Source organism: Nonomuraea basaltis (assembly GCF_005893125.1).
Classification (GTDB): Bacteria; Actinomycetota; Actinomycetes; order Streptosporangiales; family Streptosporangiaceae; genus Nonomuraea; species Nonomuraea basaltis.
Window position 1 is genome coordinate 1 of sequence record NZ_VCJS01000317.1, and the last position, 11389, is coordinate 11389.

Below are 11389 nucleotides of genomic sequence, written 5' to 3' on the forward strand. Positions count from 1 at the left end.
GGTGGGCAAGTCGGGCAACGCCCGCGAAACCGGGCCGAACCTGTACTTCGCGATCTCGTGGAAGACCGGCCCGGCCTTCTGGTGGGTACGCAGGGGCATGGTCAAGCCGTGGGACTACCTGGACGCCTGGCAGTCGGGCAACCGCACGCTCTCGCCCCGCGAGGAGACGCTGGCGCTGCGCGGCAAGCTCGGCGAGACGCCGCGCTGCGCCATCCTGTGCTCGTCGAAGAAGGCGCCGGAGCCGACGAAGACCGCCCGCCCCGAGCCTCAGAGCCGCGAGCCTCAGACCGGCGGCGACGGCGAACTGGGAGTGGTCACGATTGGCCCGTCGACAACTCCTTAGGGTTGACGGTGACGCCTGACCTGATGAGCTGCTGGATCTCGTCGACGACGTCCCAGGTGTTGACGTTCATGCCGGCGATCACCCGGCCGCCGCGCAGCCAGTAGGCGATGAACTCCAGGCTGTCGACGTCGCCGCGGTAGACGATCTCGTCGTGGCCCTCGATGTCGCCGGAGAACTCCATGCCGAGGTCGTACTGGTCGGTGTAGAAGTACGGGATCGGGTCGTGGACGACCTCCTGGCCGAGCATGGAGCGGGCGGCGGCCGGGCCGCCGTGCAGGGCGTTGGCCCAGTGCTCGACGCGCAGGCGGCGGCCGTACAGGGGGTGGAGGGACTCGGCGACGTCGCCTGCCGCGAACACGTCGGGGTGCGAGGTGCGCAGGGCGGCGTCGGTCAGGATGCCCTGCCCGACGTCGAGGCCGGCGTCGCGGGCGAGGCCGACGTCGGGGGCGGCGCCGATGCCGACCACGACGAGGTCGGCCGAGAGCCGCTCGCCGGAGCTGAGCCGCACGCCGGTGTCGGTGATCTCCGCGGCGGCGGTGCCGAAGCGCAGGTCGACGCCGTTGCGGGCGTGCAGGTGGGCGAAGACGGCGCCCAGTTCGGGGCCGAGTGCCCGGTTCAGCGCGGTGGGCTCGGGCTCGACGACGGTGACCGCGCACCCTGCCGCGCGGGCCGCCGCGGCGGTCTCCAGGCCGATCCAGGACGCGCCGACGACGAGCACGCTGCCGGCCTGCGCGAAGCGTTCCTTGAGCGCCTCGCTGTCCTCGACCGTGCGCAGGTAGTGAGCGGGTCCGGGCAGGCGCCGGGGCGTGGCGCCGGTCGCGATGAGCAGTTTGTCGTACGGCTGGCGCGACCCGTTGCCGAGCCTGACCAGGTGGTGATCGAGCTCGATGCGGGTGACCCGCATGCCGAGCCGTAGATCCACGCCGTTGTCCGCGTACCACTCGGGGGCGTGGACGAAGATCTTCTCGCGTTCGCTCTTGCCCTGGAGATACTCCTTGGACAGGGGCGGTCTCTCGTAGGGCCGTTCGGTCTCCGCACCGATCAGCACCAGCTCGCCGTCGAAGCCCTCCTCGCGCAGTGTCTGCGCGGCCTTGGCCCCGGCCAGTCCGGCACCGACGATCACATATGTGGCCATGGGCGCAGTATCCGCCCGCCGCGGGCATCGGGAAAGCGGGTTGTGTCAGGCGACCAGGCTCATTGGCAAACCTTTGGTCATCGGGAGAGCCTGCGGTGCCAGGCGACGGCCGAGGTGTCGGTGAGCGAGGCGAGCTGGTCGATGACGACGCGGACGCGTCCGGCGTCGTCGGAGGCCGCCAGGTACGCGGGCCGGAAGGCGGGCTCGAGCGTGCCGGGGGCGCCGAGTGTGATCATGGAGGCCAGCTCGGTGATGAGGTCGCGCTGCCTGGCCTGGTTGGCGTTGTGGTCCTTGGTGGTCATCACGTAGTGGGCCGTGACGCCCTTGAGGAGCGCGCATTCCAGCCGGGTGGCGTGGGGGACGACGAGGTCGGCGCGGTGGCGGGAGCCGTACACCTCCTTGGTGGCGGTCTGCGCGGAGCGGCAGAAGCGGCCGATGAGGCCGCTGGTGAGGGCCTTGAGGCCGGCCAGGTCGGCGAGGGTGGCCTCGAAGCGGCGCGGCCAGAGCTTGTCGGCGATCAGCTTGGCGAAGACCTCCTCGAGCTCATTGAGGTCGGCGCCGGGGGCGTACCAGGTGCGGGTGATCTGGCACACCTGGCGGCGTTCGACGGGCGACTGGAGGGCCTCGGGGGTGACGTGGCCGGAGTGCAGGGCGTCCTCGAGGTCGTGGACGGAGTAGGCGACGTCGTCGGCCCAGTCCATGATCTGGGCCTCGAAGCTGACCCGTCCGTCCGGGGCGCCCTCCCTGATCCACTTGAACACCGGCAGGTCATCGTCATATACGCCGAATTTCGGAGACTTGTCGCAGGTCCACGGATACTTGATGGACGCGTCCAGCACCGCCCGCGTCAGGTTGAGCCCGGCGCTGCGGCCGTCCTCGGTGAGCACCTTGGCCTCGAGCCTGGTGAGCAGGCGCAGGCTCTGCGCGTTCCCCTCGAAGCCGCCGCACGAGGCCGCCAGCGCGTTGAGCGCCACCTCGCCGTTGTGGCCGAACGGCGGATGCCCCAGGTCGTGCGCCAGGCAGGCGGTCTCCACCAGGTCGGGGTCGACGCCGAGCGTGGCGCCCATCTCGCGGCCGACCTGGGCGCATTCGAGCGAGTGCGTGAGCCTGGTGCGCGGGATGTGCTGGCCGCCGCCGAGCGTCTCGCCAGGGCCCACGACCTGCGTTTTCGCGGCCAGCCTGCGCAGCGCGGAGCTGTGCAGCACGCGGGCGCGGTCGCGTTCGAACGCGGAGCGCTCCGGATTGCCGGGTGGTTCCGGAACCCAACGCTCCTGGTCATGCTCATCGTAGTACGGCATCGGTTCAGCGATTTTATCCAGTTTCCCGTCTCCGCTAGTGTCAACCCTCGCGAGAACCCCCTTCCCTGGGAGCCCTCCCCCATGACGACAGCGTTCCGAGCAGTGCTGGCCTTCACCCTGCTCGCCGGCTTCTACGTGTTGGTCGGCCTCTTCCTGGTGGCCGCGATCTTCCTCGACGTCCTGCTGCTCGTCGACTTCCACGCCAGCGCCGTCAAGTTCGCGATCGTGCTCACCCTGACGGCGGGCGCGCTCGTGCGGGCCCTGATCATGGTGAGCCGCCGCCGGGGCGGCGACCAGCCGGGCGTGCCCGTGGGGCGTGAGCACGAGCCCGTGCTGTGGCGGACGGTCGAGGACCTGGCGCAGCGCGTACGTACCGCGCCGCCGGACGAGATCCGGCTGGTCGCGGAGGTGAACGCGGCTGTGTCGGAGGATACGCGCTGGCTCGGGCTGAAGGCGACGCGGCGGCGGATGTTCATCGGCCTGCCACTGCTGCAGACGCTCACGGTGGACGAGATGCGCGCGGTGCTCGGGCACGAGCTGGGCCACTACAGCGGCGCCCACACCCGCCTGGGCGCGCCGGTCTACCGGGGCCGGGTCTCGCTCATCGCGACCGTGCACGGGCTGGGCAACCACCCGTTCGTCCAGCGCCTGTTCACCTGGTACGCCAAGCTCTACCTGCGCATCTCGCAGGCCGTGTCGCGCAGGCAGGAGCTGGAGGCCGACGAGTTCGCGGTCGCGATCGGCGGCCGGCAGGCGATGGCGGGCGCCTTGCGCAAGATCCACGCCACCGTGCTGGGCTGGGACCTGTACGTCAGCAACTACCTGTCCCTGACGGGCGCGGGCGGCGCCAGACCCTCGTCGGTGTTCGGGGGTTTCCACGCGCTGATGAGCGACCCCGAGCGGCAGGCCCAGATCGCCAAGCTGGGCGAGGAGCCGGAGGAGGTCTCCCCGTACGACTCCCACCCGAGCCTGGCCGAGCGCCTGGGCGCGATCGAGAACCTGGCGGAGCCGCAGCACGTGCCCGACCCGCGCTCCGCGCTGACGCTGCTGCACGACGCGAACGTGGCGGTGCAGGCGGTCGAGCAGTCCATGTGGACGCCGGAGGCGCTGACCGGGCTGCGGCCGGTGTCGTGGGAGGAGCTGGTGGCGCACGGCATGTACGCCGGCCGCAACGCCGACGCCCTGCACGACCTGGCGGTGGCCGGGCAGCGGGTGATGGGGGCGGCGCGGCCGTACCTGGACGCGGCGTTCGAGGCGATCGCGCGGGGGCGGCAGGCCGAGCTGGAGGAGCGGCTGCGCGAGCTGGGCTGGAGCCCGTCGGAGACGCTGCTGGCCGGGGTGCTGGGGCAGGCGCTGGAGGCGGTGCTGATCCAGCTCGGCGAGGCCAGGTGGACGCTGTCGTGGTCGGGGCCGGCGCGGCTGCTGTTCGACGACGGGGAGGAGGTGGCGCTGTCGGAGTACGCGGCCCAGGTGGCGGCGAACCCGGAGGCCGTGGCGGGGCTGCGGCGCTGGCTGGGCGATCACGGCATGCGCCACGACTACGTACCGGTCCAGGAGCTCGCCGCGCACTAGGGTGTGAACGGTCTCTCATTGGCGATGAAACCCCCGGGACCGCGGCGGGTGCGCATACCTATGATCAAGCGCAGGCCAGAGGCTCGCCGTAGGAGGACTCACATGAGGTGAGCCGGGCCTCCGCGACCGTGCGGATCGGGCGAGAGGCCGTCAGCTCCACCGTGCCCCTGTCCTTCCCCGCCGCCCATGACAGCTTCAGTATCCAGGTGCAGTCGCACGTACGGGTGTCCGCGGTGATATGGAAGACTTCCGGCTCGGTATTGCTGATCTCGTAGGGGAAGACGAGCGGTTTCTTGTCCGTCTTCCGGTCGGTTTCGTCGGCCTTGGAGAAGGCTGACACCTTCGGCAGCCTGGCGTCGAGGTCCACCCTTCCGAGCCGCGCGGGAAGGGGTCCGGCACCGCAGCTTGCGGCGTACAGGGCGGTGCCGGTAGGTGGCTGATCCCTGCGCACGACCTCCACGTACAGGGAGCGCAGGACGACCGCCTCGGACGTCTTCCCCCGCAGGACGACCTCGACGGTGGACGGCGAGACGGGCAGCGCGCCCTGCCCCGCCGCCCAGTCCGCCCTCGTCACCAGGTCGGCGGGAGGCGGGACGTCCAGCCGGTCTGGCCTCTGGGGGAACCACCACCCCTGATCGCACGCGTGGACCTCTTCAACCACCCAATCGAACGGGACCTTCGGGTCGTTCTGTGGCGTCGCGGAGACGGGCGAGGTCATCAGGGTGGGGGAGGCGCTGTCCGATGGGCCGGTCGGGGCGTCGGCGTCCTTCTCCTCCAGGGGCAGCAGGGCCAGGCCGGCGATCCCGCTGGCGACCGCGCCGGCAACCAGCGGGCCGATCCACGTCGTGTGGATGATCCCCCGATGCCGTTTCCACCAGGAGCGAAGCCCGCGCGGTTGGCCGTCGCGCTTCGGTGGCGTAGGCGAAGTTCTGCGGCGCTTCCGGGATCTGCCCATCGTGGGCCGCTCCTCACTATGGGGGCGTGGTGCGGGCCGGCTTCCAGGGGGTGCCGTGGGCTCTGACGACCAGCTTCCCCGAACGCAGTGTGTAGTGGCGGATGAAGAAGGGACCGCTCGGGCAGCACTTCTCGTCTCCGAATCGATATTCGCGAGCCGTCACGACGATCGTCTCGGGCGGATCGGCCCGTAGGGTGACACCGGGCAGGTAGCCGTGGCCCGGCGGCGCGGTGGCACGGCCGGCGAACTCGCGACCGTTGAAGAAGAACACCTGCGCTCTGGTCCCTTGCCACGCTATCTGGGCGTGCAGCCTCCCTGCCCGTGTGAAGGAGCTGCCGGGGACATGGGACCGCCTGGCGATCTCGTCCCGCTGGATCCTCCACAGGGGCTCGCCCGGGTCCTGGAAACCGGTGTCCGCAAGCCGCTCGGCGACGGCGAAGGCCAGAGTGGTCAGGTCCCTCATCAGCCGCCTGTCTACGGGTAAGGTGCCCCTTTCGTCCGCGAGGCTCGCCTCTAGTTCGACGACCGCCCGGCCGACCCGGACTACGCTGTGAGCCTGGCGGCCGAACCGGAACAAGTACACACCCGGCCTCAGGACCGTGCCTTCCTCGTAGAAGAAGGAACTGTTCCGCAGGGTGAGGATCTCGGCGACGCGCGCGGATGCGTCCAGCGTTCGTCCTACCCCGTGCAGGTTCACGTGGATGACCCCGTCCCGGCCGGAGTACTCGCAGGCGGGCTCGTGGCTCCTGCCGTCCCATCTCACGCTTCGCCCCCCGTGGTACACGGTGGTGACGTACGTTCGGCCCGGGCCGAACGCGCAGGCGCTGGGAATCCTGGGATGGGGCGCTGCCGGCGGCCGGACGGACGGCCGGAGCAGCACGAGATGCACCTGCGCAAAGTCGCGGTAGGCGGTGTAGAAGGTGCCTTGTCCCGTCGCGTGGAGAACGGTCGCCCCGTACTCGTGAGTGATGGTGGCCATGCGGCCGGTCTCCGCTGAGATCATCTTCAGCGTCCGCGACAGGTACATGATCCTTGGATGGTCCATGCGGACCGGCGCGAAGATCTCCGCGGGCCCTGCCTCGACCGGGAGATCCAGGCCCCGCTCGGTGACGCGCCACCTGGGCGCCGCCGTTCGCCGCGGTATCGACTCCAGCACTGTGGCGCCGCCGATCGTGTAGCCGAACAGGGCCTGGTGGTCCCGGGCGGACAGCCACACCGTCGGCTCGTCGTATTGTGCGCCGCTGGTGTCGGCCGCCCGGGTCTCGAGCGTGACGCCGTCCTCGGACAGCAGGAAGACCTTGTTCTGGTTGGCCACCGCGACCAAGTCGCCGTCGGCCGCCATGTCCGCCCATCGGGTCGACTCCCTGGCGTCGTCGACGGTGGCTCGCCAGCCGGTCCTGGTGACGGCTCCTGTACGCGGGTCGATCCGGGAGAGGTAGATGTGGTTCGACGGACACTGCAGGACATAGACGCGGTCCGCCGACGCCCGGACTCCGCCCCCGCAAGTGTCGATCTCCTTCTCCCACAGGACGGTGCCACGGCGTGCATCGACACCGCTGGTGAGATATCGCGTGCCGGAGTTGCGACGAGCGCGGTCTCGCCGGCCACCGTGACGGCGGGCCAGGTGACGAAGCCGCGCGTCCAATTCACGCGTCCGCTGCCGATGTCGTGAGCGGCCAGGAGCCACTGGTACGCCGCCGGGTTGTAGGGCGTGTAAAGCACCAGCGCGACATCGCGCTGCCCATGGATGTGCCTCGCCAGGTGGTTCGGCAGGGTCCTGTACCGGCGAAGCGGCCTGCCGGTCGCCAGGTCGTACTGGACGATCTCCTGAGTGCTCTCACCTGGCGCGAGAACGGTCGTCCCGATGACCGCGTGCGGAACTTCATCGGGCCTGCTGGGATTGTAGACGCCGCTGATCCGCGCGCTCCAGGACACGGACAGGTCGTTCGCGGCGGGCAGTGGCCTGGGGCCGAACCCGGCCTCCTTCGAACGGGGCTCCGGAGCGATGAACATCAGGGGCAAGAGCAGCAGCAGGACGGTCAGACGGAGGACGCCGCGGAAAGATCCGGGTTGTGCCATCGCGAGCCCCTCGCCGTGCGATGCCGTCAAGTTCCCGTGGCGTCATCGTAGGTATCACTCTGCGCACGGTAAAGACGACGAGTCGGTGATGTCGTGCCCGTCGAGCATCTCCTCCAGACGTGGCGGAGGGCGCACGGCCGGAGAGGCGGTGGGATCGCCGAAGGATCAGGAGGCCGGGTCGAGGCGGTAGCCGGCGCCGCGGATGGTCTGGATGCTGTCGCGGCCGAAGGGCCGGTCCACCTTGTCGCGCAGGTAGCGCACGTACACGTCGACCACGTTCGATGCGCCGTCGTAGGCGAAGTCCCACACGTGCTCGATCAGATGGGTACGGCTGAGCACCTCGCCGGGCCGCCGCATGAACTCGTGCAGCAGCGCGAACTCCTTGGGCGACAGCGTGATCGGCGTCTCGCCGCGCCGCACCACGTGGCCGACCGGATCCAGAGCGAGATCGCCCACCTGGAGCACGGCAGGACGCTCGTGCGGGTCACGCCGGGTCAGCGCCCGCAGCCGGGCGAACAGCTCCGACAGCGCGAAGGGCTTGGTGAGGTAGTCGTCGGCGCCCGAGTCGAGGCCGCGTACGCGGTCGGTCACGGCGTTGCGCGCGGTGAGCATGAGCACCGGGGCCCAGCGGCCCTCCGCGCGCATCCGCCGGCACACCTCGAACCCGTCGGGCGCGGGGATCATCGCGTCGAGCACGACGGCGTCGTAGTCGTTCTCCATGACGCTCCACAGCGCGTCCTCGCCGTTGCCCGCGGGGTCGACGGCGTAGCCCTCCCGCCGCAACCCGCGGATCAGCATGCGCGACATGCCGGGGTCGTCCTCGACGACGAGCACCCTCATGATTCCACCCTAAAGCTCATCAGCGGAGCAGGTCGTCGATGGTGGTCCGGGCGCCGTTGATGGCGATGGAGAAACCGATGTTCTGTGCGTCGCCGGCCGCCGCCGTGTTGATGCCCACGATACGGCCGGAGGCGTCCACGAGCGGGCCGCCGCTGTTGCCCGGGTTGATCGCCGCGTCCGTCTGGATCACATGCTTGAGGCGGGCGCCGGCGTCGGTCTGCACGGTACGGTCGAGCGCCGAGACGATGCCCTCGGTCACCGTCGGGCCGCCCGGCAGGGCCAGCGCGTTGCCGATCGCGATCACCGGGTCGCCGACGCGCAGGGTCGACGAGTCCCCGAGGGTGGCGACGGGCAGGTTCGTGGCGTCGACCCGCAGCACGGCGAGGTCGGCCGCCGGGTCGCTGCGCAGCACCTTCGCGGTCAGCGTCCGCCCGCTCCGCAGCGTCACGGTGATGGTCTGCGCGCCCTCGACGACGTGGTTGTTCGTGGCGATGAGCCCGTCGGCGCCGATCACGAACCCGGTGCCGGTGCCCTGCTCGGCGACGGGCTCCATGAGCGCGTTCACCCCGACCAAGCGGGTGCGTACCGTGACGATCGACGGCTCGATCTTGGCGAGGATGGCGGGGGCGTTCACGGCGCCCGCGGAGGTCGCGGGGACGGCGGCGGAGGCGGCCGGGACGCTCGCCTGGGCGATGTCGCGGCCGCCCAGGTAGCCCCCGGCTCCCGCGGCCGCCACGACGGCGACGAAGGCGACGGAGGCGACGGAGGCGGCCAGCACCCGCCGCCCGGTCCGCCGCGTCCGGTGGGCGGGGACGCGCGGGGCCGGGTAGTCGTGCGACGGGCGTTGCTCGTAGGTGGGGACGGTCATGGTGGGCTCCTCAGGAAGCGATCCGTTGTTCGCGGTCCTTAGATTGCGAGCTCACGGATGAGAGAACGATGAGAGCCGGCCGGTACGGCGGATCGTGGCCTGCGCCGCGACTTGTGCCAGGCTGGACGGGTGCGGCTGCTACCTGGCTCGATGCGCGCCCGAGTGACCCTCGTCACCGCGGCAGGCGCCGTCGGCGCGCTCGCCATCTGCCTCACCCTCCTGTACGCCGCCCTCGACCGCCAGCTCTGGGCCGCCATCGACGCCGGCCTCACCGCCCGTGCCGGTGACCTGGCCGCCGCGCTACAGGTCGGCGACACCGCCGCCCTGGCCGACGACCCGATGGCCCAGCTGTACGGCCCCGACGGCGAGGTGTTCGCCGGCTCGACCGCGCTGCAGGGCCGGTGGCTGCTCACCTCCGAGCAGGTCAGCGAGGTCGAGGACACGGTGTTGACCACGCGCACGTTGCCCGTCGGGGAGGATGGCGGCCCGATCCCGGTCCGGCTCCTGTCCCAGCGCGTCGCCTCCGGAGGAAGCGTGCTCTCGGTCGCGGTCTCGGCCGAGCCCGTCCACGCCGCCAGGGACCGGCTGGCGATCGTGCTCTTCGTCGCGGCGCCGCTGCTGGTGGGCGCGCTGGCCGCGGGCGCGTGGGCGGTCGTGCGCACCGCGCTGCGGCCCGTCGACGCCCTGACCCGGCAGGCCGCGATCATCTCGTCGCTGGAGAGCGACAGCCGCCTGCCCGCGGTGCCCGGGGACGACGAGATCGCCCGGCTCGCCCGTACCCTGAACGACATGCTGGCCAGGCTCGGCGTGGCGGCCGAGCGGGAGCGGGCGTTCGTGGACGACGCCAGCCACGAGCTGCGCACCCCGCTCGCGGTGCTGCGCGGCGAGCTGGAGCTGGCGCTCGACGCCATCGGTGACGACCGCGAGGTCGAGCAGTCGCTGCGCGCGGCGCTCGGCGAGGCGGACCGGCTGTCCCGGCTGGCCGACGACCTGCTGCTGCTGGCGCGGGCCCGGACGGGCGCGCTCGTGGTCCGCACCGAGGCCGTGGACCTGCTCGACCTGGCCGCCGCGGAGGCCCGGCGGCTCGGTCCCGCGCTCGGCCTGCGCATCGAGGCGTCCGGCGACCCCGTCGTGGTGAACGCCGACCCCGAGCGGCTCCGGCAGGTGCTCGCGAACCTGGCGCGCAACAGCGCGGCGGCCGGCGCGGCCACCGTACGGATCCGCGTCACGCACGACCGGGACACGGCCGCCGTGGAGGTCGCCGACGACGGGCCCGGCTTCCCTCCGGGGCTGCTCGACGCCGCGTTCGCCCGCTTCACCAGGGGGGACGACGCCCGCAGCGGCGCCGCCCCGGGGGCGGGGCTGGGGCTGTCGATCGTGCGGGCGGTGGTCATCGCGCACGGCGGCATCGTGTCCGCGCGCAACGGCGAGCCGCTCGGCGGCGCCGTGGTCACGGCCCGCCTGCCCCTGACGTAACGCCCCGTGTGCTCTCATCGTGCTTTCATCTGCGTGGCGGCAGGATCGAACCCATGCAGACCGATCACCACCCGTTCACGATCCTCGGCCGGCCTCGGCACAACCGCTGGGCACGGCACCCGGGAGTCCGCACCGGCCCGCAGCTCACCCTGGGCGAACGCGCTGCCGATCGCACCAGGCTCGTCATGGGGTCGTGGCCGTTCATCTTGATCTTCCTGGGCCTGCTCGCCGCCTGGATCATCGGCAACGGCCGGCACGGCTTCGACCCGTACCCGTTCATCCTGCTGAACCTGGTGCTGTCGTGCCTGGCCGGGCTGCAGGCGTCCGTCCTGCTCGTCGCGGCCAGGCGCAGCGACCAGGTCGCCGCCGAGCTGGCACTGCACGACTACCAGACCAACCAGGGCGCCGCGGTGTCCATCGCCGCACTCCGCTCCGAGGTCGCCGACCTGTCTTCCCAGCTCGCCCGCGTCGAGGCGCTGGTGAAGACCCGGCTCCCCGACGCGGGACAACCGGCTCGATGACTGGAGCGGGCGGGGGCCGCGCGCGGCCCCCGCGGCGTGTTGCTGATGGGCCCTCCGGGGACCGGCAAGACGCTCCTGGCCCGCGCGGTGGCCGGCGAGGCGCGGGTGCCGTTCTACGCGGTCACCGGCAGCGGGTTCGTGGAGATGTTCGTCGGGCTGGGCGCCTCGCGGGTGCGCGGCAGGTGCCGCTGCCGACGCTGGCGGACCGGACGCGCATCCTGGCCGTGCACTCCCGGGGCAAGGCCGCCCTGCTGCCCCAGGAGCGGCACGAGGGTGGCCCCGCCCTCGTCGCCGCCCTCTTC

At 71.6% G+C, this 11389-nt stretch carries 9 protein-coding genes and 2 pseudogenes; 5 read left to right on the plus strand and 6 right to left on the minus strand.

From position 1 onward, the window contains the following. Positions 1 to 343, plus strand: a pseudogene (locus EJK15_RS62980) (M23 family peptidase); the annotation flags it as partial. Here EJK15_RS62980 and EJK15_RS62985 read toward each other — a convergent pair. Together EJK15_RS62985 and EJK15_RS62990 are read right to left on the minus strand one after the other, a co-directional pair. Next, on the minus strand, positions 315 to 1478 hold the full coding sequence (locus EJK15_RS62985) for an NAD(P)/FAD-dependent oxidoreductase (protein ID WP_171075302.1): 1164 nt from the start codon (positions 1476 to 1478) through the stop codon (positions 315 to 317). The pseudogene EJK15_RS62980 and the gene EJK15_RS62985 sit on opposite strands and share 29 nt — an antisense overlap. Before the next feature lie 77 nt (positions 1479 to 1555). After that, positions 1556 to 2776 carry a deoxyguanosinetriphosphate triphosphohydrolase gene (locus tag EJK15_RS62990; protein ID WP_138719870.1) on the minus strand — a complete coding sequence of 407 codons (1221 nt, stop codon included), beginning with the start codon at positions 2774 to 2776 and terminating at the stop codon, positions 1556 to 1558. Between the two features lie 81 nt (positions 2777 to 2857). Here EJK15_RS62990 and EJK15_RS62995 point away from each other — a divergent pair, with 81 nt between their 5' ends. Continuing rightward, a complete protein-coding gene (locus tag EJK15_RS62995) occupies positions 2858 to 4348 on the plus strand; it encodes a M48 family metallopeptidase (RefSeq protein ID WP_171075303.1) in 1491 nt (496 codons plus the stop codon). Between the two features lie 64 nt (positions 4349 to 4412). Here EJK15_RS62995 and EJK15_RS63000 read toward each other — a convergent pair whose 3' ends face one another. The 4 genes from EJK15_RS63000 to EJK15_RS63015 form a co-directional block, all read right to left on the minus strand. After that, positions 4413 to 5303 carry a hypothetical protein gene (locus EJK15_RS63000; protein ID WP_138719872.1) on the minus strand — a complete coding sequence of 297 codons (891 nt, stop codon included), beginning with the start codon at positions 5301 to 5303 and terminating at the stop codon, positions 4413 to 4415. A gap of 16 nt (positions 5304 to 5319) precedes the next feature. Continuing rightward, positions 5320 to 6948: a hypothetical protein gene (locus EJK15_RS63005; RefSeq protein ID WP_138719873.1), complete on the minus strand. Its 1629-nt coding sequence runs from the start codon at positions 6946 to 6948 to the stop codon at positions 5320 to 5322. 599 nt (positions 6949 to 7547) lie between these two features. Next, positions 7548 to 8222, minus strand: coding sequence for a response regulator transcription factor (locus EJK15_RS63010; protein ID WP_138719874.1), 675 nt, complete (start codon positions 8220 to 8222; stop codon positions 7548 to 7550). A 19-nt stretch (positions 8223 to 8241) separates the two neighbouring features. Continuing rightward, the gene (locus EJK15_RS63015; RefSeq protein ID WP_138719875.1) at positions 8242 to 9090 is read right to left on the minus strand and encodes a S1C family serine protease; all 849 of its coding nucleotides are present in this window, start codon (positions 9088 to 9090) and stop codon (positions 8242 to 8244) included. A 129-nt stretch (positions 9091 to 9219) separates the two neighbouring features. Here EJK15_RS63015 and EJK15_RS63020 point away from each other — a divergent pair, with 129 nt between their 5' ends. From EJK15_RS63020 to EJK15_RS75790, 3 genes and pseudogenes are all read left to right on the plus strand, one after another. Beyond that, positions 9220 to 10566, plus strand: coding sequence for a sensor histidine kinase (locus EJK15_RS63020; RefSeq protein WP_206062074.1), 1347 nt, complete (start codon positions 9220 to 9222; stop codon positions 10564 to 10566). Positions 10567 to 10619: 53 nt separating this feature from the next. Further along, the gene (locus tag EJK15_RS63025) at positions 10620 to 11087 is read left to right on the plus strand and encodes a DUF1003 domain-containing protein (RefSeq protein WP_138719876.1); all 468 of its coding nucleotides are present in this window, start codon (positions 10620 to 10622) and stop codon (positions 11085 to 11087) included. 18 nt (positions 11088 to 11105) lie between these two features. Next, positions 11106 to 11264, plus strand: a pseudogene (locus tag EJK15_RS75790) (AAA family ATPase); the annotation flags it as partial. Positions 11265 to 11389 lie beyond the last annotated feature (125 nt).